Origin of the sequence: Leisingera sp. M527, assembly GCF_025141525.1 — a bacterium.
In the GTDB taxonomy this organism is placed as follows: Bacteria; Pseudomonadota; Alphaproteobacteria; order Rhodobacterales; family Rhodobacteraceae; genus Leisingera.
Genome location: NZ_CP081037.1, coordinates 1408026 through 1432473, shown reverse-complemented (window position 1 = coordinate 1432473; position 24448 = coordinate 1408026). Strand labels below are relative to the sequence as shown.

Annotated in this window: 25 protein-coding genes; 22 read left to right on the top strand and 3 right to left on the bottom strand. The window is 61.3% G+C overall.

Going from position 1 to position 24448, the window contains the following annotated elements; genetic code table 11:
* Positions 1-41: 41 nt before the first annotated feature.
* Positions 42-1193 carry a type III PLP-dependent enzyme gene (locus tag K3555_RS07170; RefSeq protein WP_260007945.1) on the bottom strand — a complete coding sequence of 384 codons (1152 nt, stop codon included), beginning with the start codon at positions 1191-1193 and terminating at the stop codon, positions 42-44.
* Between the two features lie 106 nt (positions 1194-1299).
* Here K3555_RS07170 and K3555_RS07165 point away from each other — a divergent pair, with 106 nt between their 5' ends.
* The gene (locus tag K3555_RS07165) at positions 1300-1737 is read left to right on the top strand and encodes an Lrp/AsnC family transcriptional regulator (protein WP_027259373.1); all 438 of its coding nucleotides are present in this window, start codon (positions 1300-1302) and stop codon (positions 1735-1737) included.
* Between the two features lie 3 nt (positions 1738-1740).
* Here the strand turns inward: K3555_RS07165 and K3555_RS07160 are convergent, their stop codons facing one another.
* Positions 1741-2622, bottom strand: a complete 882-nt coding sequence (locus K3555_RS07160; protein ID WP_260007944.1) for a LysR family transcriptional regulator — start codon at positions 2620-2622, stop codon at positions 1741-1743.
* A 136-nt stretch (positions 2623-2758) separates the two neighbouring features.
* Between K3555_RS07160 and K3555_RS07155 the strand changes: the two genes are divergently transcribed.
* The 19 genes from K3555_RS07155 (at position 2759) to K3555_RS07065 (ending at position 20756) form a co-directional block, all read left to right on the top strand.
* A complete protein-coding gene (locus tag K3555_RS07155; RefSeq protein WP_260007942.1) occupies positions 2759-3760 on the top strand; it encodes a sterol desaturase family protein in 1002 nt (333 codons plus the stop codon).
* 152 nt (positions 3761-3912) lie between these two features.
* Positions 3913-4173: a hypothetical protein gene (locus K3555_RS07150; RefSeq protein WP_260007941.1), complete on the top strand. Its 261-nt coding sequence runs from the start codon at positions 3913-3915 to the stop codon at positions 4171-4173.
* 5 nt (positions 4174-4178) lie between these two features.
* On the top strand, positions 4179-4346 hold the full coding sequence (locus tag K3555_RS07145; protein WP_260007940.1) for a hypothetical protein: 168 nt from the start codon (positions 4179-4181) through the stop codon (positions 4344-4346).
* 435 nt (positions 4347-4781) lie between these two features.
* Positions 4782-7838: a valine--tRNA ligase gene (locus K3555_RS07140; protein WP_260007939.1), complete on the top strand. Its 3057-nt coding sequence runs from the start codon at positions 4782-4784 to the stop codon at positions 7836-7838.
* 185 nt (positions 7839-8023) lie between these two features.
* On the top strand, positions 8024-8317 hold the full coding sequence (locus K3555_RS07135) for a DUF1330 domain-containing protein (RefSeq protein WP_260007938.1): 294 nt from the start codon (positions 8024-8026) through the stop codon (positions 8315-8317).
* Positions 8318-8358: 41 nt separating this feature from the next.
* The gene (locus K3555_RS07130; protein WP_134831307.1) at positions 8359-8820 is read left to right on the top strand and encodes a TerB family tellurite resistance protein; all 462 of its coding nucleotides are present in this window, start codon (positions 8359-8361) and stop codon (positions 8818-8820) included.
* A complete protein-coding gene (locus K3555_RS07125) occupies positions 8820-9260 on the top strand; it encodes a TerB family tellurite resistance protein (RefSeq protein WP_259991453.1) in 441 nt (146 codons plus the stop codon). Before K3555_RS07130 ends, K3555_RS07125 begins: the two co-directional genes overlap by 1 nt.
* The gene (locus K3555_RS07120) at positions 9257-10021 is read left to right on the top strand and encodes a phosphate/phosphite/phosphonate ABC transporter substrate-binding protein (RefSeq protein ID WP_260007937.1); all 765 of its coding nucleotides are present in this window, start codon (positions 9257-9259) and stop codon (positions 10019-10021) included. Before K3555_RS07125 ends, K3555_RS07120 begins: the two co-directional genes overlap by 4 nt.
* Positions 10022-10164: 143 nt before the next feature.
* Positions 10165-10944, top strand: a complete 780-nt coding sequence (locus K3555_RS07115; RefSeq protein WP_259998380.1) for an ABC transporter ATP-binding protein — start codon at positions 10165-10167, stop codon at positions 10942-10944.
* A 45-nt stretch (positions 10945-10989) separates the two neighbouring features.
* Positions 10990-11697: a transporter substrate-binding domain-containing protein gene (locus K3555_RS07110; RefSeq protein WP_260007936.1), complete on the top strand. Its 708-nt coding sequence runs from the start codon at positions 10990-10992 to the stop codon at positions 11695-11697.
* 108 nt (positions 11698-11805) lie between these two features.
* On the top strand, positions 11806-12690 hold the full coding sequence (locus K3555_RS07105; RefSeq protein WP_259998378.1) for an ABC transporter permease: 885 nt from the start codon (positions 11806-11808) through the stop codon (positions 12688-12690).
* Positions 12687-13493: an ABC transporter permease gene (locus tag K3555_RS07100; RefSeq protein ID WP_259991443.1), complete on the top strand. Its 807-nt coding sequence runs from the start codon at positions 12687-12689 to the stop codon at positions 13491-13493. The genes K3555_RS07105 and K3555_RS07100 overlap by 4 nt, the downstream gene beginning before the upstream one ends.
* 196 nt (positions 13494-13689) lie before the next feature.
* Positions 13690-15009: a glutamine synthetase family protein gene (locus K3555_RS07095; RefSeq protein WP_260007935.1), complete on the top strand. Its 1320-nt coding sequence runs from the start codon at positions 13690-13692 to the stop codon at positions 15007-15009.
* 86 nt (positions 15010-15095) lie between these two features.
* Positions 15096-15776, top strand: coding sequence for a type 1 glutamine amidotransferase (locus K3555_RS07090; RefSeq protein ID WP_260007933.1), 681 nt, complete (start codon positions 15096-15098; stop codon positions 15774-15776).
* Positions 15776-17134, top strand: a complete 1359-nt coding sequence (locus K3555_RS07085) for a glutamine synthetase family protein (RefSeq protein ID WP_259998376.1) — start codon at positions 15776-15778, stop codon at positions 17132-17134. The genes K3555_RS07090 and K3555_RS07085 overlap by 1 nt, the downstream gene beginning before the upstream one ends.
* Positions 17135-17239: 105 nt before the next feature.
* Positions 17240-18550, top strand: a complete 1311-nt coding sequence (locus K3555_RS07080; RefSeq protein ID WP_260007932.1) for an FAD-binding oxidoreductase — start codon at positions 17240-17242, stop codon at positions 18548-18550.
* Positions 18551-18688: 138 nt separating this feature from the next.
* Positions 18689-19894, top strand: a complete 1206-nt coding sequence (locus tag K3555_RS07075; RefSeq protein WP_260007931.1) for a DegT/DnrJ/EryC1/StrS aminotransferase family protein — start codon at positions 18689-18691, stop codon at positions 19892-19894.
* A gap of 92 nt (positions 19895-19986) precedes the next feature.
* Positions 19987-20508, top strand: coding sequence for a hypothetical protein (locus tag K3555_RS07070; RefSeq protein WP_260007930.1), 522 nt, complete (start codon positions 19987-19989; stop codon positions 20506-20508).
* 53 nt (positions 20509-20561) lie between these two features.
* Positions 20562-20756: a hypothetical protein gene (locus K3555_RS07065; protein ID WP_260007929.1), complete on the top strand. Its 195-nt coding sequence runs from the start codon at positions 20562-20564 to the stop codon at positions 20754-20756.
* Positions 20757-20939: 183 nt separating this feature from the next.
* Here the strand turns inward: K3555_RS07065 and phaR are convergent, their stop codons facing one another.
* The gene (gene phaR, locus K3555_RS07060; protein ID WP_129371271.1) at positions 20940-21494 is read right to left on the bottom strand and encodes a polyhydroxyalkanoate synthesis repressor PhaR; all 555 of its coding nucleotides are present in this window, start codon (positions 21492-21494) and stop codon (positions 20940-20942) included.
* A 196-nt stretch (positions 21495-21690) separates the two neighbouring features.
* Between phaR and K3555_RS07055 the strand changes: the two genes are divergently transcribed.
* Positions 21691-22560, top strand: a complete 870-nt coding sequence (locus tag K3555_RS07055) for an NAD-dependent epimerase/dehydratase family protein (protein ID WP_260007928.1) — start codon at positions 21691-21693, stop codon at positions 22558-22560.
* Between the two features lie 114 nt (positions 22561-22674).
* Positions 22675-24426 (top strand): adenylate/guanylate cyclase domain-containing protein, encoded by a 1752-nt coding sequence (locus tag K3555_RS07050; RefSeq protein WP_260007927.1) that lies wholly within the window; start codon positions 22675-22677, stop codon positions 24424-24426.
* Positions 24427-24448: the final 22 nt, after the last annotated feature.

Sequence of the window (24448 nt, the reverse complement as noted above, 5' to 3'; positions counted from 1 at the left end):
CCTTGTTCGCGCTGGCTGGCGTTCCGGGGGCGAGACTAACCTCAGCGGGCGGCTTGTCCAGACAGCTCGATCACCGTCGCCACGTCAGACAGGCCGTAGCCGTTGAATTGCGTGCTCATGGCGGAAGAATAGGCGCCCAGCCCCGGGAACAGCACATAGTCGCCGGTTGCGGCATCACCGGGCAGCGGCAGCCCGTCCGGCAAACGGTCCAGGCTGTCACAAGTGGGCCCGAACACCACACGCGGTTTACGCGCGCCTGTGCGATGGGCGCCATCCCCCCCGACAACTTCCACCCGGCCCGGCAGCCCCATGTCGCGGATATCCACCAACCCGCCATAGATTCCGTCATTCAGGAACACCACCTCGCCGCCTTTGCGCATCCCCTTGATACGGGCCGCCAATGTGAAGCTTTCGGAGACCATCGCCCGGCCCGGCTCGCAGATCAGCGTGGGCTTGTCTGTGCCAAATGCCGTGTCCGCGGCCTGACTGATAGCGGCAAAGACCTTCTCCAGATCCGGCGCCACACCATCCCGGTTGGCTGCAAAACCGCCGCCCGCATTGAGACGAGCGATCTTCACACCTGCCGCATCCACAATCCGCTTGGCAGCGTGAACATATTCCACCCATGCGCTTTCATCCTCGCACTGGGTGCCCGGATGGAAACACAGCGCCGGCGTCCAGCCATCCGCCGCCACCTGTTTCAACAGCTCTATCGCTTCTTGCGGGGCTGCGCCGAACTTGCTGCCAAAATCATAGGCCGCACCGGCCACCGGCAAGGCAAAGCGCACCGCAATCTCGCAAGAGCGCGGCACTGCGGCCAGTTTTTCCAACTCGCTCAGCTCATCCACCGACCAGCTGGCGACACCATGTTCGATCCCCGCCGCGACTTCGGCAGTGGAGCGCATCGGGTTGTTGTAATGCATCACCGCATCAGGGCTGGCGGCACGCACAGCTGCCATTTCCGCAGGCGAAGCGACATCAAATGCAGTGATCCCCGCCGCCACCAGATTGGACAGCACGGCAGGGTGCGGGTTGGCCTTCACCGCATAGGTCACCAGCCCTGGAAACCCCCGCTGAAAACGCCCCGCAACCTCGTGCAATACCCGCGGCGAGAAATACAGGATCGGGTGATCCGGTGCACTGCGGGCCAGGTGGGATTCAGGGGAAAGCCAAAGCGGTGGAATTTGCTGCATCAGGAAAAGCCTCGTTTGTTTTGCATATTTTCCGACAAATTTCCGTCGATTCCGCTCGTCACTTTTCCTATAGTGACGAGAATTGACGTCAAATCGCAGGAACAACATGCAAACCGACGATACTGATCAGCGTCTTGTCACCCTGTTGCGGGAAAACGCCCGCCGTCCGGTGGCGGAGCTTGCCCGGCATCTGGGGCTGGCCCGCACCACGGTACAGGCGCGGATCGAACGGCTGGAAACAACCGGGGTGATTACAGGCTATACGCTTAAATCCTCCGCCGCCTCCCGCCCGCCGCTGCAAGCCACGGTGCTGATGTCGATTGAGCCGCGCTCGGGGCCTGAGGTGCTCGCCCGCCTGCGCAGCCTGCCTGGAGTTGAGGTCGTGCATACAACCTCAGGACGGTTTGATCTTCTGGCTCAGGTGGTGGCGCAAAGCACGACCGAGCTTGACAACACCATCGACCACATCGCCGAGGCCCGTGGCGTGCGTTCCTCTGAGAGCCTGATCCATCTGGCGACAAAACTGGACCGGACCGGGCAGTAAGGGTCAGACGGTGCGCACGTACTCCAGCAGCCAGTCCCGGAACAGCCGTGCTGCCGGGCGCAGGGCGCCGCGGTCGGGATAGATCAGGTGGTAGGCCTCCTGCCCCGGCACCGCGACGTCCGGCAGGCAGCGCACCAGTCCGCCTGCGCTGACCGCCGCGTCCGACGCAGGTGCGCGCGCCAGCGCAATCCCCATACCCTGCGCCGACAGCTCTGCCGCCATCAGGGAGTTGTCGGCAAAGAAATAGCGCGCCTGCCCGTGCGAGAGCCGCAAGGCCCCGAACAGCTGCACCCAGCTGGCCCGATGGGTCGAGACTTCAATCAGCGGAAAGCGGAACAGATCCTGCGGGGTCCGGACCTGAGCCGCAATCTCTGGCGGAGCCACCGGATACAGCACCTCGCGCAATAGCTCGTCCCCTTCGGTGCCGAACAGCGACGGATTGCCGAATACGATCTGCAAATCGGTGAACCGGTTGGCAAAATCCGCCGCCATATTGCCGGTGCTGAGCGCCAGGTTGATTTGGCTGTGCACCGCCTGGAACTGCGGCAGGCCCCGCGCCAGCACCCCATGGGCAAACAGCAGCACCGACTGCACAAACAGCCGCTGCTCGCGGCTTTCGCCAAACAGGCCGGTCGTGGCTGTTTCCAGCATAAGCAGCGACTGCTGAACCGAGGGCAGATACGCCCGCCCGGCCTCGGTCAATGTCACCGCATGGGCATGGCGGTGAAACAGCGGCGTGCCCAGCTGCGCCTCCAGCGCTTTCACTTGCTGGCTGACTGCAGCCGCCGACATGTTCAGCTGCGCTGCCGCACGGGCAAAGCTTTCGGTGCGCGCCGCCGCTTCAAACACGCGCAGCCAGTTGAGAGAGGGTATCCGGGCCGTCATGCGCACAGGCTAAGCAGAACTTATCCTGACCGGCAAGACATACCGTGCTGGGATTGCCTTGGCCCGGACTAGGGTTTTCAGCAGCGAACAGCCGCGGCTCCGGCCGCTCCTCCACAAGCCACATGAGAGACGAGACATGACACGTCCCGCCAGCACACCGCGCCCCAAACGCAAGATTTGGAACTTCACCCCCCAGCTGCCGATCCAGACCTCCCCCTATTGGGACTGGCCATTGAGGCCGCTGGCCGCGATCAAATACCTGCTGCAAAGCTGGAACCCTCTGGCACTGCGGGCATTTCTTCTTGTCTTTGCCATTGTCACCTGGACATTCTTCACCCCGTCACTGGACCGGATTGCCACGCTCAGCTGGGATTGGGTGTTTGAGATCTGGCTGCGCAATTTCTGCATCCTCATGGTGGTGGCCGGCGGGCTGCACTTGGCGCTGTGGAGGTTCCGCACGCAAAACGACGACTACCGTTATGACATGCGCCCGATGATGAAAGGCGCCAAGGTGTTCACCTTCAAGAACCAGGTCTGGGACAATATGTTCTGGACCCTTGGCCCGGCGCTTGCCTTCTGGACCTTCTGGGAGAGCTTCATCCTTTATGCCTATGCAAGCGGCTGGATCACGATGATCACACTGGAGAGCAACCCCGTCACCATGATCCTGATGACCATCTTCATCCCGGTCTGGGCAGGCTTTCATTTTTACTGGCTGCACCGGCTGCTGCACGTGGGCGTGCTTTATACCAGGGTGCACGCCTGGCATCACCGCAACATCAACACCGGCCCGTGGTCCGGCCTGGCGATGCACCCGGTCGAAAGCTTCTTTCTGATGTTCGACACGATGATTTTCTTCCTGCTGCCCTCGCACCCGGTTCTGGCGATCTTCCTCTTGTTCCACCACGGCATCGGCGCCCCGACCTCGCACGCCGGGTTTGAGCATGTGAAATTCGGCAACAAGGCCAAGTTCCTGGTTGGCGATTTCTTCCACCAGCTGCACCACCGGTTCTTCGACTGCAACTACGGCACCTGGGAGACACCATGGGACGAGTGGTTCGACACTTTCCACGACGGCACCGATGAAGGCAACGAAATGGTAAAGGAACGCCGGCGCAAGATCTGGGCGTCAGAGTAACTCCGCACCACGGCACACACCACCGGGCACTCAGAATTCAAAACGGGCGGCCCGGCTCCCCTATTTGAAGACAGGGAAAAACGATAAAGAACATCTACATCTTCAGCCACCGCCCGGCGCAGCGCAAATACATCGTCAAGGATCTGATCGGCTTGAAGAAAACCGGTGAACCTTCGACCATGTGCAACCCGGCCAACGAGACCGGAATCCAGACCTGCGTTAATGCGGGTATCAATCTTCAGACTCTGTGGGACGTGCATCTGGACATGGCGCGCGAAACCGCACCCGGCCGCTTTGCCGGCGCCGCGATGAATTGGAGGCAATTCACCACCAAGAACGAGATCATGCGCCACGCCATCACCTGTATGGAAACGGCGCCGAAATGTATTTCACCAACTGCTCCTAAGGCGTAGCCGAAATGCCCGCCAAGAGAGGCATCCCGGTGCAGGTGCATATGGGTCTGGTGCCGTCGCTCAGCCATTGGTGCGGCAGCCTGGGCCGGCCGCATAACCAGATGTACCTGGAGAAGGTGGAAGCGCGGCAGGAATTCCAGTCGGAAGTTCGCGCCAGGAAGTTCCCATTTTAGGCGCAGGCGATCTTCATGCACGAAGGCGAACTGGAGAAACTGCACGAAGCACAGGACAAGCTGTAACCGGAGCAAAGCGGAGCGCACCCAATGGGCGCGCGCAGGCTTTAGCGCCTCCGGCGCGGAATTTGGGTATTTGGGACCAGAAAGAAGCAGCGATCGAAGCGCCCTAACCCGCTGGCCGTCCGTCCGCCAAGGGATAATCCTGCCAGGAGCGAGGGCAGCTTCTTCCTGGTGCGGTCATCGGCTCCCCAGCCTGTACCGCATAAGGAGAGTGCCGTGATTCCAGTTAACGGAATCTTACCGCTTCTTTCTGGTCTTAAATACCCAATGGCGCTCTGCCAGCCGCAGACGGGACACTTGCGGCAAAATCCGCCTTCCCCTTCCTGCCGCCATTGGGTAATTGATCGGCCACTTGCATGAGGGATCAAAGCGATGGCGATGGAAAAGACGTTCAACGCGGCGGAAGCCGAAAGCCGCCTTTACAAGGCCTGGGAAGAAGCGGGCTGTTTCAAGGCCGGCGCCAATGCCAAGCCAGAGGCCTCCGCCTATTGCATCATGATCCCGCCGCCGAATGTGACCGGTGTTCTGCACATGGGCCATGCCTTCAACAACACCCTGCAGGATATCCTGATCCGCTGGAAGCGTATGCAGGGGTTCGACACCCTTTGGCAGCCCGGCACCGACCATGCGGGTATCGCCACCCAAATGGTTGTTGAGCGGGAACTGGCCAAGACCCAACAGCCCTCGCGCCGCGAATTGGGCCGCGAGAAATTCCTGGAGAAGGTCTGGGAATGGAAAGAGAAGTCCGGCGGCACCATTGTTGAGCAGCTGAAACGCCTCGGCGCGTCCTGCGATTTCTCCCGCACGGCCTTCACCATGGCGGGCGCCCATGGCGACACGCGGACGGGGCACGAAAACTCCCCCAACTTCCACGACGCCGTGATCAAGGTCTTTGTGGAGATGTACAACAAGGGGCTGATCTACCGCGGCAAGCGGCTGGTCAACTGGGACCCGCATTTCGAGACCGCAATCTCGGACCTTGAAGTCGAAAACCTGGAAGTCGCGGGCCATATGTGGCACTTCAAATACCTGCTCGCAAATGGTGCGACATATGAGTACTTGGAGAAAGATGAAGACGGCAATGTGACCTTCCGCGAGGAACGCAATTACATCTCCATCGCCACCACCCGGCCCGAGACCATGCTGGGCGACGGTGCGGTCGCCGTGCATCCCTCAGACGAGCGGTATGCGCCCATCGTTGGCATGCTGTGTGAAATCCCGGTGGGGCCCAAGGGGCAGCGCCGCCTGATCCCGATCATCACTGATGAGTACCCGGACAAGGACTTTGGCTCGGGTGCGGTGAAGATCACCGGCGCGCATGACTTTAACGACTATCAGGTTGCCAAGCGCGCACGGATTCCGATGTACCGCCTGATGGACACCAAGGGCCAGATGCGGGCCGACGGCGCGCCCTATGACGAGGCCGCAGGCATCGCCATGGCCGTGGCCAAGGACGAGCAGACCCTGACCGAGAACGAGGCTGATGCCGTCAACCTCGTTCCTGACGACCTGCGCGGGCTGGACCGGTTCGAGGCGCGCAAACTGGTGGTGGAGCAGATCACCAGCGAAGGCCTGGCGGTGATGCAGACCGTCGCCAAGACCGATCCGGAAAGCGGTGAAGACGTTCAGGTGCTGGAGCCTTACGTCGAGAACAAGCCGATCATGCAGCCCTTTGGCGACCGCTCCAAGGTTGTGATCGAGCCGATGCTGACCGACCAGTGGTTTGTGGACGCGGAAAAGGTTGTCGGTCCGGCGCTGGACGCCGTGCGCAATGGCGATGTGAAGATCCTGCCGGAATCGGGCGAGAAGACCTATTACCACTGGCTGGAAAACATCGAACCCTGGTGCATCTCGCGCCAGTTGTGGTGGGGCCATCAGATCCCGGTTTGGTTCGCGGTCGCCGTTGACGACGGCGCCGAGGAAGACCTCGAAGAGATGTTTTGTGCGGCGACAGAAGAAGAAGCCCTACAAGCTGCTTATCAGAAGCTGGGTTTCAAGAAACTCATCGTCACAGAAGCAATGAAGGACTCGGGTAAGCCTGTTGATTTAGGCGCAATTGGTGGAGGCCTTTCCGCGCAGGCTGACCTTTCCTCTGCTCCACACATCATTCTTCGACGCGACCCCGACGTCCTCGACACCTGGTTCTCCTCCGGTCTCTGGCCGATTGGCACGCTGGGCTGGCCGGAAGACACGGCGGAGATGCAGAAATACTTCCCGACCTCGACCCTTGTCACCGGTCAGGACATCCTGTTCTTCTGGGTTGCCCGGATGATGATGATGCAGCTGGCGGTGGTCGATCAGATCCCGTTTGACACCGTCTACCTGCACGGGCTGGTGCGCGACGCCAAGGGCAAGAAGATGTCGAAATCCACCGGAAACGTGGTGGACCCGCTGGAGATCATCGACGAATTCGGCGCCGACGCGCTGCGCTTTTCCTCGGCTGCGATGGCCGCGCTTGGCGGCGTGCTGAAGCTGGATATGGAGCGCCTCAAGGGCTACCGGAACTTTGGCACCAAACTGTGGAATGCGGTGAACTTTGCCCATTTCAACAACGTCTATGACGAGAACACCCCGGCCTTTGACTGCCCGGATGCATCGGCAGCCGTAAACCAGTGGATCATTGGTGAGACCGCCAAGGTGCGTGTCGAAGTCGACGCAGCACTGGAGGCCTACCGCTTTAACGACGCGGCCAATGCGCTTTATGCCTTTACCTGGGGCAAGGTCTGCGACTGGTATATCGAGCTGTCGAAACCGCTGTTCGGCTCGGAAGATGAGGCGGTGATCGCCGAGACCCGCCAGACGCTCGGCTGGGTGCTGGATCAATGCATGATCCTGCTGCACCCGATCATGCCCTTCATCACCGAGGAGCTATGGGGCAACACCGCCAAACGCGGCAACATGCTGGTGCATGAAGACTGGCCGGCCTACGGCACCGAGCTGGTCAACGCCGAGGCCGACGCCGAGATGAACTGGGTGATCACCGCGATTGAAAACATCCGCTCCACCCGCGCGCAGATGCATGTGCCGGCGGGCGCCAAGATCCCGATGGTGGTGACCGAATTCTCTGATCAGGCGCGCAATGCCTGGCAGAAGAACGAGGCGATGATCCAGAAACTGGCCCGCATCACTTCGCTGGAGCAGGTCGAGAGTTTCCCCAAGGGCTGCGCGTCTGTTGCTGCACCCGGTGCCGCCTTTGGCCTGCCGCTGGCGGATGTGATCGACGTCGATGCTGAAAAGGCGCGGCTGGAGAAAACGCTGGGTAAGCTCGCCAAAGAGCTGGGGGGGCTGCGCGGGCGGCTGAACAACCCGAAATTCGCGGCCTCGGCCCCGGAAGATGTGGTTGCCGAAGCCCGCGAGAACCTGAGCCTGCGCGAGGAAGAGGAAGCCAAGGTCAAGGAAGCCCTGGCGCGCCTGGCTGAGATCGGCTGAGCCGCCTGTTAAGCATGTTTCAAACGCCCGCCCTCTCCGGCGGGCGTTTTGCATTCCGTGGCAAACCCTTGAACCGGGCGCAAATTCCCGCGGAACGGGGAAATTCTTAACAACCGCCCCATTGTCATTGCCGCGCTTTTGTATCAGCCTGCACTCAACCATAAAAAGAAGGGAGGCTGCAGCCCATGCCCAAAGGATACTGGGTGGCCCATGTGGATGTGCAGGACATGGAACGCTATGAGGACTACAAGAATGCAGCCAAACCGGTGCTGGCCGAGTTCGGTGCAAAGTTCCTGATACGCGGCGGCGAGCGCGAGGTGCACGAAGGCGCGTTCCGCTCGCGCACTGTTGTCCTTGAATTCAAGGATTTCGAAACTGCAAAAGCCTGCTATGTTTCCATGGCTTATCAGGACGCCAAGGCCTTTCGCGATCTGGTCTCGTCGGGTGATATGCAAATCATCGAAGGGTACGGCGGTTAACCCGCCCGCCCAGCCGCTTTGACCGAGGTCTGCTGATGCCGCTGCTTAAGAAATTCTTCCAAGCGTTCCGCCCGACTGAGCGCCCCGGATTGCCGGACCCGGATGCCGAATTGGCCCTGGGTGCCCTGCTGGTGCGGGTGGCGCAGTCCGACCGCGATTACCAGCTGGAGGAAATCAGCCTGATCGACCGGATCCTGGCCCGGCTCTACCAGCACAACGCGATCGAGGCCGCCAAGGTGCGCGCCACCTGCGAAAAGCTGCATGCTGCGGCGCCGGAAACCGACACCTTCGGGCGGCTGATCCGCGAGACCACCGGGCTGGAGGAACGGCTGGCCGCGATGGACGCGCTGTGGGAGGTGGTGCTGGCCGACGGCAACGAGCACGCGGGCGAAGTCACCATCGTCGAAGAGGCCCGCAAAGCGATGGGCCTGTCTTATGCCGACAGCCAAAAAGCCCGCGCTCGCGCGGTCGGGAAATTCAGCGGCACAGCGGAGGAAACCTGATGTTCAAGGAGCTTCTGCAGCGATTGCTGGAACCTGCGCCCGCGCCGCTGGATGATGAGGGTGCGCGGCTTGCCCTGACCGCGCTGCTGGTGCGGATTGCCCGCTCGGACCACAATTACTCTGAAGTCGAGAAGGACCGGATTGACCGGATTCTGTCCACCCGCTACCGGCTGGACACCGGCGGGGCGCTGATCCTGCGCGAACAGGCTGAAGCGATGGAGGCCGAGGCGCCTGACACCGTGCGCTTCACCCGCGCGATCAAGGACGCCGTGGCTTATGAGGACCGCACGGGTGTGATTGAGGCGCTGTGGCAGGTGGCCCTGGCCGATGGCCACCGCGATGCAAATGAAGATGCTCTGCTGCGGCTGTCCGCCAGTCTGCTGGGAGTTTCGGATGTGGATAGCGCAATGGCGCGCAAACGGGCAGAGGCTGCTTTATGATTGCTCATCTTGGAATGTACGACCGTCCGGAAACGGCTGCGGCCAACGACCGGTTCTGGGCATTGATCCGCGCGCAACTGGGCCGCGGGCCGGAACAGCTGACCCGTGGCGCCGATTTCTGGGAGGTCTGGAAATCGCCGGAGCTGCTGCTGTCACAGACCTGCGGCTGCCCGTACCGCACCCGGCTATATGGCGAGGTGGAGCTGGTGGGCACCCCGGACTACGGCCTGCCGGGCTGCCCGGCAGGTTATTACAACAGCGTCTTTATTGCCCGCAGCGCGGACGCGGGCCGGCCGCTGTCTGCCTTTGCCGGGCGCCGCTTTGCTTACAATGAAGGGTTGTCGCAATCCGGTTGGGCCGCACCGATGGTGCATCTGCACGACCGCAGCATCCTGCCAGGTGCGCTGCTGGAAACCGGCGGCCACAGCCTGTCGGCGCAAGCCGTTGCCGAGGGCCGGGCCGATTTTGCGGCCCTGGACGCGCTGACCTGGGAACTGGTCAAGACGCACGACGGGTTCGCCGAAGGGCTGACCGAAATTGAACGCACTGAGCCAACCCCGACCCTGCCCTACATCACCGCCCTGGACCAGGACCCGCAGGCGCTGTTTGCTGCCATCGAAGCTGCAATCCGCGCGCTGGACGAAGACAGCAAAACCCTTTTGCATTTGAAAGGGCTGGTGCGGTTTGCCCCCAGCGACTACCTGGCGGTGCCGACACCGCCCGGCCCGGTGCTGACCGAACAGCGCATCCGTGCTGCGTAACTGACGCAGCGCCCCCTTCCGAAATGGCGGCTCATCCGGTCATTTCGGCGCCTGCGGTTCCGGCTTGTGCGGTTTGAACGTTGCATTCGGTCTTTTTTTCGGTCCAATAAGAACGAATTTCCACTTACAGGGACAAAGACACCTTGACCGATACTTCGCCCGTTCTGCAAATCCGCGGCCTGCATAAATCCTATGGCGAGCTGGAAGTGATCAAAGGCGTTGATATCACCGCCCACAAGGGCGACGTGGTCTCGCTGATCGGGTCTTCGGGATCAGGCAAGTCTACCCTGCTGCGCTGCTGCAACCTGCTGGAAGACAGCCAGCAAGGCGAAATCCGGTTCAAGGATGAGCCGATCACCTGGTCGGGCCAGGGATTGAACCGCCGCCCGGCGGACGCCAAACAGGTCCTGCGCATCCGCACCAATCTGTCGATGGTGTTCCAGCAGTTCAACCTGTGGGCCCATATGACCATCCTGCAGAATGTGATGGAGGCGCCGGTCACCGTGCTGGGCCGCGACAGGGCAGAGGTCGAAGAAAAAGCCCGCCACTATCTGGCAAAGGTCGGCATCGGCGACAAATGCGATGTCTACCCGGCGCAGCTGTCGGGCGGCCAGCAGCAGCGCGCCGCAATTGCCCGCGGGCTGTGCATGGAACCCGAAGCACTGCTGTTCGACGAGCCCACGTCTGCGCTTGATCCCGAGCTGGAACAGGAAGTTGTCAAGGTGATCAAGGACCTCGCCGCCGAGGGCCGCACCATGCTGATCGTGACCCATGACATGAACATGGCGGCGGATGTTTCCAGCCACATCGTGTTCCTGCACCAGGGGCTGATCGAAGAAGAAGGTTCGCCGGACGAATTGTTCGGCAACACCCGCTCACCGCGGCTGAGGGCATTCCTGTCCTCGACCCGGCACGGCCAATAAGCAATAACAAACAGACCCAAAACCAAACAGAACGGGAGTAAATACATGAAATCACTGATCCTTGGCACCGCCGCCCTGGCGCTGACCGCAGGCATGGGCCTGGCGGACACCGTGCGCCTGGGCACCGAAGGCGCCTATGCGCCGTGGAACTTCGTTAATGACGCAGGCGAGATCGACGGCTTTGAGCGCGAATTGGGCGATGAGCTGTGCAAGCGTGCCGAACTGACCTGCGAGTGGGTGAAAAACGACTGGGATTCGATCATTCCGAACCTGGTTTCCGGCAACTACGACACCATCATCGCCGGCATGTCGATCACCGACGAGCGCGACGAAGTCATTGATTTCACCCAGCCCTACACCCCGCCGGATCCGTCCGCCTATGTTGCCCAGTCGGCAGAAGTTGACCTGGCAAGCGGCGTGATTGCGGCCCAGGCGACCACCATTCAGGCCGCCTTTGTGGCCGAACAGGGCTGGACCCTGGTCGAATTCGCCACCCCCGAAGAAACTGTCGCAGCAGTACGCAACGGCGAAGCTGACGCGGTTCTGGCCGACAAAAGCTTCCTCGACACGGTTGTGGGCGACGGCCTGGTGATGCTGGAGAAATCCGAAGCACTTGGCGGCGGCGTTGGCATGGGCTTCCGGGAATCTGACGGAGACCTGCGCGGCACGTTCGACGCGGCGATCCAGACCATGAAAGACGATGGCACGCTGAACGAACTGATCGCCAAATGGGAAGTTTCCTCCCAGTGGTAATCTGATCCTGTTACAGGATCTGCAGGCCCGCCGCTGCGGTGCGCGGGCCTCATTCATTCTCATCCGGTGCCGCGCGCCGGGCGTGAACAGAGAAAGACAGGCTCACTTATGTTTTCCTATTGCACGGACCCATCGACGCTTGAGGGGCTGAGCTGGCTCAGCTGCTACCTGACCACCGGCAAGCATTTGAACCTTTATATCTCGGTCTTTGTGGTCCTGACCCTGCTGGCCATCACCGCTCCGGTTGCGCTGATGTTCGGATTTGGCGCTGCCAGTGCCGCCCGCTCCAAATTCCTGCCGCTGCGCTGGTTCGGCATGGGCTATACCAGCATTGTACGCGGCGTGCCCGATATTGCCTTCTTCCTGTTTTTCGTCATCGCGCTTGACCAGGCGTTCGAGTGGATGCGCCACAAGGTGAAATGCCCGGACTGGGACGAACCGGTCCGCCGCGGCATTGATTTTGTGGTCTGCGATGCGGCGAAACTGCCGCTGTCCACCGCACCGCAATGGGTGCATGAAACCTACGGCTTCTTCCTGGCGGTTCTGACCTTCTCGATCGTTTTCGGCGCCTTTGCCGCCAACGTCCTGTTTGGCGCCATGCGCGCCGTGCCGCGCGCCCAGATCGAAACCGCCGAGGCCTATGGCATGACCAGCCGCCAGGCCTTCTGGCGCATTCTGGTGCCGCAGATGTGGGTCTATGCGCTGCCGGGCCTGTCGAACCTGTGGATGGTGCTGATCAAGGCCACGCCGCTTTTGTTCCTGCTGGGGGTCGAGGACATCGTTTATTGGGCGCGGGAGCTGGGCGGCACCAAGACCGCCAGATTCACCGACTACCCGCATCCGAATTGGCATGTCTGGTATTTCGCCGCGCTGCTGGTGTTCTACCTGTGCTTTACCAAATTGTCCGAAGTCGCCCTGGACCGGATCATGAAGCGTCTGACCAGAGGCCAGGCCACCGCAGCAGGCGAAGCACAAAGAAAGGCCGCGGCATGAGTTGCGTAGAAACCATTCAGGCCTATGCCTTCCGTTCTTTGGGCTTTGGCGAACGGCTGCTGCCCAAGGGCGAATACACCCTGTGCGAGCACTTCACCCTGATCGGATCCGGCCTGATCTGGAATATCTACTTTGGCATCATCGCCCTGACGACCGGCTTTTTCCTGGCCGTCGCCCTGGCGGTTGGAAAATCCAGCCCCAACCCGGCGTGGCGCAAACCGGCGGAGTGGTTCATCTTTGTGTTCCGCGGCAGCCCGCTGTTCATCCAGTTCTTCTTTGCCTACGCCTGCTTCCTCAGCCTCAAAGGCGTCTCCAGCTTCTTTGATCCGTTCACCTCGGCCTGGTTGGGCGCGCTGGTTGTGCTTTTCTTCAACACCGCGGCTTATTCAGGCGAGATCTTCTATGGCGCGCTTTTGTCGATCCCCAAGGGCGATATCGAGGCTGCGGACGCCTATGGCATGACCGGCTGGACCCGGTTCCGCCGCATCACCTTCCCGACCATGATGCGGCTGGCCTGGCCTGCCTACACCAACGAGGCGATCTTCCTTTTCCACGCCACCACGCTGGTGTTCTTTTCGGGCTTTCCGGCCTGGCAGCAAAAGGGCGATGCGCTGTACTACGCCAGCTATTTCGCGGACAAGACCTTTAACCCCTTTGTCCCCTACCCGATCCTGGCCTTCTACTTCATTCTGCTGACACTGGTTGTTATCTCGGTGTTCGGTTTTGTGAACAAGCAGCTGAACCGGCACCTGCCGCAAGAGCGGCGCAGCCGCACCAGGCTGAAGATCAACCTGATCCGCTGAATGCAGAATGGCTCCTTCGGGAGCCATTTTTTTGGCGATCGCTGGATCATACCGGGCGCACTTAGTACCTCACACCGCAGGGGATTCTCCCGCAAGACGGGGCCGCCGGGGTGTCGCTTCAAACTTTTGATCAAATTATCTTGGCGAATGCAATTCTCTGCGCTAGGGTTGGCGCAACGCATTCATGGAGCCCCCTATGGACCTGTCCGGACTGAAGACCATCCGCATTGCCGCCTGTGACATGAACGGCCAGATGCGCGGCAAGCGCCTGCCTGCGGGCATGGCCGCCAAGCTGGACAGCGGCGCGGCGCGGATGCCGATCTCCACCCTTAATGTCGATCTCTGGGGCCGCGACGTTGAAGACAATCCGCTGGTGTTTGAAACCGGCGACGCCGACGGGGTGATGCTGCCGACCGAACGCGGTGCGGTGCCGATGCCTTGGCTCAAAAGCGCCTCGGCGCTGGTGCCGATGGCAATGTACTGGGAAGATGGCTCTGCCTTCCTTGGCGATCCCCGCCATGTGCTGGCCGATGTGCTGTCGCGGTATGCGGCACGCGGCTGGAGCGTTGTGGCCGCCACTGAGATGGAGTTCAGCCTGCTGGATGACAGCGGTCCCCGCCCTGCCCCGCCAATCGACCCGCAGACCGGCCGTGAGCTGGATCAGCAATCGGTGCTGTCGGTGGCAGAGCTGGACGCATTCGATGACTTCTTCACGGATCTTTATGACGGTGCCGAGATGATGGGCATTCCTGCCCAATCGGCAATTTCCGAGGCGGGACTGGGTCAGTTTGAGATCAACCTGAACCATCAGGAGGCGATGCGCGCAGCAGATGATGCCTGGCTGTTCAAGGCCTTGGTAAAAGGGCTTGCACGCAAACACGGCTTTGCCGCGACCTTTATGGCGAAGCCTTATGCTGAAGAAGCCGGCAATGGTATGCATGTGCATTTCTCGGTCGAGGATCAGGACGGCAGCAACGTCTTTGACGACGGCGGCGAAAAGGGGTCGGACCTGCTGATGCACGCGGTGGCGGGCTGTCTGGCGGCGATGCCCGCCAGCTCGCTGATTTTTGCCCCGCACGGTAATTCATATGACCGGCTGGTGCCTGGCGCCCATGCGCCCGTCAGCGCCGCCTGGGCCTACGAGAACCGCACCGCCGCCATCCGTATCCCCGGCGGCAGCCACAAGGCGCGCCGCATTGAACACCGCGTCGCCGGCGGCGACATCAACCCCTACCTGATGCTCGCAACCGTGCTTGGCTCTGCCCTGGCCGGGATCGAAGATCAGATGCAGCCGCCCGCTCCGTCCGAGGGCAACATCTACGAGATCCAGGGCCTGCCGCAGCTGGCCGCCGACTGGGAGACCGCGATCAACTGGTTTGAGACCGCCCCGCTGATCGCCCGTGTGCTGCCGGACCTTGCCATCCGGAACCTGGTGATGACCAAGCGGCAAGAGCTGATAGGCTTTGCCGAACGCCCCCGGGAGAGCCATTGGCTGTCCTGGCTGGAAGCGGTATAGGGCCGCCTTGCCTAAAGGGGATTGGCAAGGCGCTTGCCTGCTCCAGCCCCCTCAGCTAGGCTCAATTTGATCAAATCTGGTGACTTATGAAAATCGGCATCCTGCAAACCGGCCACTCCCCCGAAGATCTGTTCGGCCCTTTCGGAGATTACGACGGCATGTTCCGCGACATGCTGGACGGTAACGGCTTTGAATTTCAAACCTGGGCCGTGGTGGACGGGGTGCTGCCGGACAGCGCCGATGCGGCAGACGCCTGGCTGATCACCGGCTCCAAGCATGGCGCCTATGAAGATCACGCCTGGATCCCGCCGCTGGAGGATCTGATCCGCGAGATCAACGCCAGGAAACAGCCGCTGGCCGGCATCTGTTTCGGCCACCAGATCATCGCCCAGGCGCTTGGCGGCAAGGTCAGGAAGTTCGAGGGCGGTTGGGCCGTGGGCCGTGTCACATATCAGGTGGACGGCCAGGACTTGACCCTCAATGCCTGGCATCAGGATCAGGTGGTGGAACGGCCCCAAGGTGCCCGCGTGCTGGGCGGCAACGACTTTTGCCAGAACGGCATTCTGGCCTATGGCGATCACATCATCTCCTGGCAGCCGCACCCTGAATTCCCCAGCGCCTTTGTCGGCGGCCTGATCGAAAAACGCGGCCGCGGCGTGGTGCCGGACGACCTGCTGGACCGTGCAGCCGCTGAGCTGGACGCCCCCGTGGACAACCAAGAAATCGCAACCCTCCTCGCAGAATTTTACAGGAAAGAGAGGACGTAATGTCAGCCTGGCTCGACGCCCTTCCCGAAGCAGCAAAAACCTATCTGGAGGGCCGTCGTCTCGACGAAGTTGAATGCGTTATCTCGGACCTTCCCGGTATCGCCCGTGGCAAGGCGGTACCGGCATCCAAATTCGCAAAAACCGACTATTTCCACCTGCCCGACAGCATCTTCTACCAGACCATCACCGGCGACTGGGCCGATGCCGCGGACGAGGACGGCTGGATCGAAAAGGACATGACGCTGAAGCCGGACATGTCCACGGCCACAGCGGCGCCCTGGACCGGCGACTGGACGCTGCAGGTGATCCACGACGCCTATGACAGGCACGACAAACCGATCCCTTACAGCCCCCGCAACGTGCTGAAACGGGTGGTGCAGCTTTATCATGACAGGGGCTGGAAGCCGGTTGTGGCACCGGAAATGGAGTTCTTCCTGGTTGCCCGCAACATTGATCCCGCGCATGAGATCAAACCGATGATGGGCCGCTCCGGCCGTCCGGCGGCAGCGCGCCAGGCCTATTCGATGACTGCCGTGGATGAATTCGGCCCGGTGATCGACGATATCTATGATTTCGCCGAGGCCCAGGGTTTTGAAATCGACGGCATCACCCAGGAAGGCGGCGCCGGCCAGTTGGAGATCAACCTGCTGCACGGCGACCCGGTCAAACTGGCGGATGAAGTCTTCTACTTCAAACGGCTGATCCGCGAAGCGGCGCTGCGCCACGACTGTTTTGCCACCTTCATGGCCAAGCCGATCGAGGATGAGCCGGGTTCAGCCATGCACATCCACCATTCGGTTCTGGATATGGAAACCGGCGAGAATATCTTTTCCGGCCCGCAGGGCGGCGAGACGGACGCGTTTTACAACTACATTGCAGGGTTCCAGAACCATCTGCCGGCGGGGCTGGCAGTGATGGCGCCATATGTGAACTCCTACCGCCGGTATGTGAAGGACCACGCAGCCCCAATCAATCTGGAATGGGCGCGTGACAACCGTACCACGGGCATCCGGATCCCGCTGTCGGGCCCTGCGGCGCGGCGGGTGGAAAACCGCATCGCCGGCATGGACTGTAACCCGTACCTGGGCATCGCACTGTCGCTGGCCTGCGGCTATCTTGGCCTGATCAACGAGGAGCGCCCGCGCAAGCAGTTCAAGGGCGACGCCTATGAGGGCGAAGGCGATATCCCGCAAGTGATGGGTCAGGCGCTGGATCTTTTTGACGAGGCCACCGAACTGCATGAGGTTCTTGGCCCGGAATTCGCCCGCGTCTATTCTATCGTGAAACGCGCGGAATATGACGAATTCCTTCAGGTGATCTCCCCCTGGGAGCGCGAACATCTGCTGATGAACGTGTAAACCTCCGGCGCTGCGCCCCGGTGCAGCGCCAGCGCAATTGAGTATTTACAGAAAGATGAAGCGCAGGCTGTCCCGGCGGACGACTGCGCCGGAAAGAGGTGTGCTATGGGCATGAACCTGCTCTATTCCAATGACCGGAAGGGCGAATATCCAAACAGCTGGTACGCGGCAACAGCCACGCCGATGGATCGCTTCGCGGCTCTTGATGGCGACGTGACGGCCGATGTTTGTATCGTCGGCGGCGGCTATACCGGCCTGTCCGCCGCGCTGCATCTGGCTGAGGCCGGGCAGCGTGTTGTGCTGCTGGAAGCGCACCGCGCAGGCTTTGGCGCCTCGGGCCGTAATGGCGGCCAGCTTGGCAGCGGCCAGCGGATGGAACAGGACGGGCTGGAAGCGCTGATGGGTGAGCCGGAGGCGCAAAAGCTCTGGCAGTTGGGCGAAGACGCCAAGGATCTGGTGAAATCCCTGATTGCCCGTCACAGCATCGACTGCCATCTGACCCCCGGCATTGCCCATGCCTGTTTTTCCAAAAGCGAAGCAGCCCATGAACACGCCTATGCCGAACATCTGCAAAGCCGTTACGGCTACGATCAGATCCAGCCGCTGGATGAGGCTGGTTTGCACGCCATCTGCCCCTCACCCGCCTATCAGGGCGGATCGCTGGACATGGGTGCCGCCCATTTGCACCCGCTGAACTATGCCCTGGGCCTGGCCCGGGCAGCTGCGAACGCCGGGGCGCAGATATTTGAGCAAAGCGAGGTGCTGGACATCCAGGAAGGCGCGCAAGTCCGTGTGCAGACTGCAGGCGGAACCGTGTCAGCCGGCCATTTGATCCTGGCCTGCAACGGCTATCTGGGCGGGCTGAACCATCAGGTCGCGTCGCGAGTGATGCCGATCAACAACTTCATCGTGGCAACTGAACCGCTGGGCGAAGACGCCGCCCGGGTACTTGCCCGTGACGTCGCGGTGGCAGACAGCAAATTTGTGGTCAATTACTTCCGCCTCAGCCATGACAAGCGGCTGCTGTTCGGCGGCGGCGAAAGCTATGGCTACCGCTTTCCCGCCGATATCGAGGCCACAGTGCGCAAACCGATGCAGCAGGTTTTCCCGCACACCAAGGACGTCCGGGTCGACTATGCCTGGGGCGGCACCCTAGGCATCACCATGAAGCGGATGCCCTATCTGGCGCGGCTGGCGCCCAATGTGCTGACGGCCTCCGGCTATTCCGGCCATGGTGTCGGCACCGCCACCCATGCAGGTCAGTTGATGGCGCAGGCGATACAGGGGCAGGCAGAAGGGTTCGACACCCTGGCCCGCGTCCCCGCCCCGCGTTTCCCGGGCGGGCCGCGGATGCGCTCGCCGCTCTTGGTGCTGGCTATGACTTGGTTTGCCTTGCGTGACCGGCTGGGGGTCTGATCCCAGGCCGGTTTCCGCGCAACTCCGCAACATTTCTGTGAAATCCCGCCTGCGCCGGCATTTTCCGCCGCGTCGCCTCTTGGCATTTTCGGCATCTAGATTTACATTTCCCGAAGCAACAATTCAGGATTTTGAAATATGGCTCTGCCGCCCAACGTTCATGACGCTGAACCCATTCCCGCAGCCGCCCTTGAGGCAATCGAGGCCCTGATGCAGTCGGGCGATCTGTTTCGCTACACCGCGCCCGAAAACGCGCCCGTTACGCTGCTGGAACAGGAATATGCTGAACTGCTGGGCAGCAAATACGCACTGGCAGTCTCCTCCTGCTCCGCCGCCTTGTTCCTGTCATTGAAAGCGCTTGGCCTGCCGCGCGACGCGCGCGTGCTGATCCCCGCTTTCACCTTTGCCGCCGTGCCGTCATCGGTGGTTCATGCCGACTGCGTGCCGGTCCTGTGTGAGGTCGGCGACAACTACCGCATCGACATGGGTGACTTTGAGGCCAGGCTGGACAGCGTGCAGGCGGTCATCATCAGCCACATGCGCGGCCATACCTCTGATATGGATGCGATCATGGCGCTGTGCGATGCCCGCGGCATCCCGGTGGTTGAGGACGCGGCCCATTCGCTTGGCACCACCTGGAACGGCCGGAATATTGGCACCATCGGTAAGGCCGGCTGCTTCTCGTTCCAGTCCTACAAGATGGTCAACGCCGGCGAAGGCGGTATCCTGATCACCGACGACGCTGACCTGATCGCCCGCGCCGTGATCATGTCCGGCGCCTATGAGCACAACTGGAAAAAGCATAAAGGTCCGCATGGGGAAAACACCCCCGATCTGGAGCAGGCCTTTGCCAAGTGGCAGAACCAGCTGCCGCTGTATAACCTGCGGATGAACAACCTGTCCGCCGCGGTGATCCGCCCGCAGCTGCCGGAACTGGCGCGCCGGGTGCGCGACGGGCTGGCCAACCATGACTATGTGGCCGAACGGCTGAATGCCTCCCCTTTCTTTGACGTGCCCGCACCGCTGGCCCCTGAACGCCGCGCGCCGGATTCGATCCAGTTCAATCTGGCAGGCCTCAGCGAGGCGCAGACCCGCGCCTTTGCCAGCGCGGCAGAAGCCAAGGGCGTCAAGGTGCAGGTCTTCGGCCTCTCTATCGACAACGCCCGCGCCTTCTGGAACTGGCAGTTCTTGCGCGATCAGCCCGATCTGCCGCAAACCCGCGCCATGCTGATGAAGGCCTGCGACGTGCGCCTGCCAGTGCGCCTGACCCATGCCGAGTTGGATGTGATTGCAGACATTCTGCTGTCCGCGGTTGAGGAGACCATGGCCAAGGCCGCAGCCTGAACGCCACAGGTGATTTAAAGAAGATACTGCCCCGGCATTATGCCGGGGTTTTCCTGATTGCAATCCTGGCTTGCGCCGTACAGTTTGCCGCCATGACTCCGCTTCCCGAATTCGAACGGCGCCCGGCCACGGCTCTGGTTGCGATGGCCAATGCGCTCAGCATGGGCGATCCGGTCAGCGAAGACGCGCTGACGCAAATCATCCGCGCGGTTTCCACCAGCAGCAGTGAACGGGCTGCGCTTTTGGCCGCCATCGGGGCCGCGAACGACCCGGAAACCGGCCTCACCGTGGCGGATCTGCTGACTGCCTTCGCCACCCGGGCCGGAGATGCGGAAGCCCAGGCGCAGGATGCCGATCAGGTGATCGGCCAATGGTCGCAACGCCTGGCAGCAGGCGCGCTGCTGGCCAGCTTCGGCGCTGCTATTGCAGGCACAGTAACGGGCGGGCTGGCCTTTGGCCTGACCCTTTTGTCTTTTTCAGGGTTCATCTTCGCCACCGCGTCCCGCCTCGGCGGACGGGCGCGGCGGCGGATCAAAACGCAAGAACGCGAAGCCGCGGAAACACTGGCCCGCCATGTTCTGGAAGCAGCAAAGAACACGGGCAGTACAAAGTGATATGGAAATTTCAACTCTCCATGCCTATATTGGTCCTCAAACCGGAGAACAGCATGTTTGAAGCTATGGGAATGGAAACTGTCATCGTCAGCGCAATTGCCGGGGCCTGCAGCCTGTCTTTTGCTGCAAGCGTCTATTTGTTCTATCGCTCCAAACCGCAACCGGAAACCAGCGATTTGGACGAAATCGTCAGGAATGCGCCGTACCACCGGCTGCACAATATCCTGAAAATCAAACCCAGCGCCTGACCGCCGACCCCGGCGTCTGGACCCCGGCGCAGCGCAGGGGCGCTGCAAATCTTACGCAGAAACCGCACAAAAAGAGAATGGCACCGCACCGCGGTGCCACGCCCAACTGTAAGGAACAGTCGCAGACTGTTTGCGAACAGGCGGGAGCCCCTGTTGATCAGGCCCCCGCTGCCGCCAATCGCCTCACTTCATCCTGGACAGTTTTTCCTGCAGCTCAGCCAGCTGCTTCTTGATGTCGTCCAGGTCCTCGCCGCCTTCGGATTTCTCTTCCCCGGGCGCGCCGCCGGTCCAGCCGGCCCCGCCAAGGCCGCCGGTCATCGCCTTCAGAAACGCTTCCTGCTGCGCCTTCATCGCCTCAAATCCCGGCATCTTGGCCATCGGATTCATCGCGCTCATGTTTTCCATCATCTTGGACTGGCTTTCGCGCAGCATATCAAAGGAAGACTGCAGAAACTGCGGCATTACCCCGCCGCCGGGCACCATGTAGCTGCGCACCAGATCATTCAGAACATTCACCGGCAGCACATTCTCGCCGCGGCTTTCATGCTCTGCAATGATCTGCAACAGGTACTGCCGTGTCAGGTCATCGCCCGTTTTCAGGTCGACGATCTGCACCTCGCGCCCTTCCCGGATGAACCCCGCGATATCCTCCAGCGTGACGTAATCGCTGGTCTCGGTGTTATAAAGCCTGCGGCTCGCGTACCGCTTGATCAGCAAGGGTTTGTCCTGCTCTGCCATGTATTCCCTCCCCGGTCATGACGCATCGCAGCAAAGCCTATGCCAGCGCAGAACAAAAGGGAAGCCTTCGCATGTTTTCCGCAACATTTGTTCCGGACAGCCCTGCTGCGGCGGTCTTCAAGACGCTTGACCTCAACCCGGCTTGAGATTTTAGAGAGGATCCCGCAATAGAATCTGCAGCAGGAAAGCGCGGGACATGAAAATCCTGATCCTCGGCGGCACCGGATCCATCGGCACCGCCGTCACCCAAGACCTGGTCCGGCACGGGCATGACGTTACCGGCCTCAGCCGCTCGGACGCCTCGGACCGCAAACTGACCGCACTGGGTGCACGCCCCTTGCGCGGCGATCTGCGCCACCCCGGCAGCTGGGTCCGCGAAGTGTCCCGCGTGGACGGGCTAATCCAGCTGGCGGCCACCTTTGGCCCGCACATGGCAGAGACGGACGCCGCCGCCATGGCCGCCATCCTGCGCCAAGCGGCCCTGCGCCCTGAACCTCTGCGGCTGATCTATACTGGCGGCTGCTGGCTGTACGGCGCGACCGGCAACCGGATCGCCGATGAGGCCAGCCCCTTAAGGCCGATCAAAGCCTTCGCCTGGATGCAAAAGAATGCCTGCGCCGCCCTTGCAGCCCCTGCGGTTTCAACTGCGGTGATCCACCCGGCGATGGTCTATCACCCGGATGGCGGCGTTTTTTCCCGCTACTTGGAGGCTGCCCGTCATAGGATACCGTTTGAGATCTGGGGCAGTATCGCAACCCGCTGGCCCTTGGTCGAACGTGCGGATCTTGCCCGCGCCTACCGTCTGCTGATGGAGCGCCCCAAGCTAACAGGCCACTTCAATGCCAGTGCGGAAACCGGCGTGCCAGTGGCAGAGATCACCCGCGAGATTGCCCGGCGCCATGGCCATGACGCCAGCTATGTTGTGCGCAGCCTCAAGCACGTGCTGATCAAATACGGCGATTGGGCCGAGGGGCCTGCATTGGACCAGCAGATGGGCTCTGCAAAACTGCGCCAAATGACTGGCTGGGAGCCGCAATACACCAGTTTCCGCAATGCGCAGTTTTGACCTCAAGACAGCTTTGCATGAACAAAAATCGAACATTTTGCAATTGAGGTGCAGCAAACAGGGCTTGATGTGTTACAATTCAGACAGAGTCTTTTCGAGTCTGTGGTAGCGGGAATGATGGCTGACCAAGGGGACAGACAAAGACAAGCTGCTGTTTTAATCGCTGATGTGGCTGGGTTTTCCGCACTGGTTGAGACCGGGGAGGCAGAAGCGGTCGCTGCCGTTCGCACTCTTGCGGACGATATCGTCGTGCCAGCCGCACAGCAGTATTCAGGCCGGCTTGTCAAATCACAGGGCGACGGCTTTCTGCTGGAGTTCCAAACTTCTGTGCAAGCGGTGAAAGCCGCCTTGCTGATTGCCAAGCGGGCCGCTGCCGCGGCTGCCAGCCATCCTCCGCCGCATCTGCACCTGAGAATGGGAATTCACACAGGAACCGTCATTGCTGCCGGGGACGATCTGTTCGGCAATTGCGTCAATATCGCCGCCCGCCTCGAAAGCCTTGCAGGACCCGGTGAAATCTGTGTTTCCGGCACGGTTCAAGAACAGGTCCGCGGCAGGATCAATGCAGCCTTTGACGACCTCGGCCTGCAGGTGATCCGCAACATCTCAGACCCGGTGCGGATCTTCCGCATAGCCGAAAACCCGATGCCGCGCTTTGAGGCCGAAGGCCCCGCCTACGAAGTATCCGTTGCCGTTCTGCCTTTCCTGAACAAATCACCTGGTGCACCCGGCGCAGACAGTCTCTCTGAAACCCTGACCGAAGACATAACCATCGGTCTTTCCCGGTTCCGTGAGCTGCGTGTCATTTCCCGCACCACTGCACTCCGCTTTGCCGGCAGCGCATCTGAAACATCCCTGGCTGCAGTGGAATTGGGCGTCCGTTACCTGGTTGAGGGCACGGTGCGGCAACGGTCCGGACAATTGCGTGTCGCTGTTTCGCTGGCTGATGGCTACAGCGGCACAACGCTGCTTAGTGAACAATACGATCTGGAAAATCAGGCCGGGTTCAGCCTTCAGGATGCTTTGGCACGGCAAATCACCCAAACCCTGGCCGGACAGTTGCAGGCCACCGCAAAACGCATATCAGCCGAAGTTCTGGCCAGCGGCGGCCCTTGGACATCCAAGGAACTGGTCCTGCAAGCCAAAGCTCTGATCCTAGACACCCGGGACACTCTGTATCAGTGCCGGGAATTGTACCATAATGCCTGTGACAGCGATCCTGGGAATCCCTCGGCCTATTCCGGATTGGCGCTCACATTTCTGGTCGAATGGATGAGCGGCTGGGGCCTGTCCCCTGAAGACACCCTGGATCAGGCCTTCCCGTATCTGCGCCGCGCCGCCCGTATCGACCCGCTGGACAGCGTCGTGCAGCGCCGCCTGGCCGTCATGCATCTGTTCAAGGGAGAATTTTCTCTGGCGGAAGACCATTTCCAGCGCGCCCTTGCCCTGAACCCGAACGACACTGACGCAATGGCTTTCCGCGGCCTGTCATATGTGTACCGGGGCCAGCCTGAAAAGGCCCTTGCCGAATTGGATCAAGCCTCTGGCCGCAACCCGTTCCATCCAACCTACTTCCACTGGTTCAGGGGGCTGGCGCTGTATATGTGCCGGGAATACCGCCCCGGCATATCTGAAGTGAACAAGGCTGTCGGGCTGTTTCCCGGCTTTCCGGCCCCGCACCGCCATCTGGCTGCCTGCTACGCACAACTGGGAGACAGGGCTGCTGCAGCACGGGAATGCGGGCGTATCCTTGGCCTGGAGCCGGAGTTTTCGCTCGCCCGTATCAGCAAGACCCTGCCCTTTGTCAGAGCAGAAGATCTGGAGCATTACTGCGACGGTCTGCGGCGGGCCGGATTGCCGGACTGACCCCTGAACGGCAAAAGGGCAG

What these genes read in the sequence shown, in the direction of transcription:
- K3555_RS07095 (WP_260007935.1), top strand. Translation starts at nt 13,690, where the DNA reads ATGGACCTGTCCGGACTGAAGACCATCCGCATTGCCGCCTGTGACATG.
- K3555_RS07125 (WP_259991453.1), top strand. Translation starts at nt 8,820, where the DNA reads ATGTTCAAGGAGCTTCTGCAGCGATTGCTGGAACCTGCGCCCGCGCCG.
- K3555_RS07090 (WP_260007933.1), top strand. Translation starts at nt 15,096, where the DNA reads ATGAAAATCGGCATCCTGCAAACCGGCCACTCCCCCGAAGATCTGTTC.
- K3555_RS07055 (WP_260007928.1), top strand. Translation starts at nt 21,691, where the DNA reads ATGAAAATCCTGATCCTCGGCGGCACCGGATCCATCGGCACCGCCGTC.
- K3555_RS07100 (WP_259991443.1), top strand. Translation starts at nt 12,687, where the DNA reads ATGAGTTGCGTAGAAACCATTCAGGCCTATGCCTTCCGTTCTTTGGGC.
- phaR (WP_129371271.1), bottom strand. Translation starts at nt 21,494, where the DNA reads ATGGCAGAGCAGGACAAACCCTTGCTGATCAAGCGGTACGCGAGCCGC.
- K3555_RS07065 (WP_260007929.1), top strand. Translation starts at nt 20,562, where the DNA reads ATGTTTGAAGCTATGGGAATGGAAACTGTCATCGTCAGCGCAATTGCC.
- K3555_RS07155 (WP_260007942.1), top strand. Translation starts at nt 2,759, where the DNA reads ATGACACGTCCCGCCAGCACACCGCGCCCCAAACGCAAGATTTGGAAC.
- K3555_RS07160 (WP_260007944.1), bottom strand. Translation starts at nt 2,622, where the DNA reads ATGACGGCCCGGATACCCTCTCTCAACTGGCTGCGCGTGTTTGAAGCG.
- K3555_RS07170 (WP_260007945.1), bottom strand. Translation starts at nt 1,193, where the DNA reads ATGCAGCAAATTCCACCGCTTTGGCTTTCCCCTGAATCCCACCTGGCC.
- K3555_RS07135 (WP_260007938.1), top strand. Translation starts at nt 8,024, where the DNA reads ATGCCCAAAGGATACTGGGTGGCCCATGTGGATGTGCAGGACATGGAA.
- K3555_RS07075 (WP_260007931.1), top strand. Translation starts at nt 18,689, where the DNA reads ATGGCTCTGCCGCCCAACGTTCATGACGCTGAACCCATTCCCGCAGCC.
- K3555_RS07070 (WP_260007930.1), top strand. Translation starts at nt 19,987, where the DNA reads ATGACTCCGCTTCCCGAATTCGAACGGCGCCCGGCCACGGCTCTGGTT.
- K3555_RS07085 (WP_259998376.1), top strand. Translation starts at nt 15,776, where the DNA reads ATGTCAGCCTGGCTCGACGCCCTTCCCGAAGCAGCAAAAACCTATCTG.
- K3555_RS07080 (WP_260007932.1), top strand. Translation starts at nt 17,240, where the DNA reads ATGGGCATGAACCTGCTCTATTCCAATGACCGGAAGGGCGAATATCCA.
- K3555_RS07110 (WP_260007936.1), top strand. Translation starts at nt 10,990, where the DNA reads ATGAAATCACTGATCCTTGGCACCGCCGCCCTGGCGCTGACCGCAGGC.
- K3555_RS07105 (WP_259998378.1), top strand. Translation starts at nt 11,806, where the DNA reads ATGTTTTCCTATTGCACGGACCCATCGACGCTTGAGGGGCTGAGCTGG.
- K3555_RS07165 (WP_027259373.1), top strand. Translation starts at nt 1,300, where the DNA reads ATGCAAACCGACGATACTGATCAGCGTCTTGTCACCCTGTTGCGGGAA.
- K3555_RS07050 (WP_260007927.1), top strand. Translation starts at nt 22,675, where the DNA reads ATGATGGCTGACCAAGGGGACAGACAAAGACAAGCTGCTGTTTTAATC.
- K3555_RS07120 (WP_260007937.1), top strand. Translation starts at nt 9,257, where the DNA reads ATGATTGCTCATCTTGGAATGTACGACCGTCCGGAAACGGCTGCGGCC.
- K3555_RS07145 (WP_260007940.1), top strand. Translation starts at nt 4,179, where the DNA reads ATGCCCGCCAAGAGAGGCATCCCGGTGCAGGTGCATATGGGTCTGGTG.
- K3555_RS07140 (WP_260007939.1), top strand. Translation starts at nt 4,782, where the DNA reads ATGGCGATGGAAAAGACGTTCAACGCGGCGGAAGCCGAAAGCCGCCTT.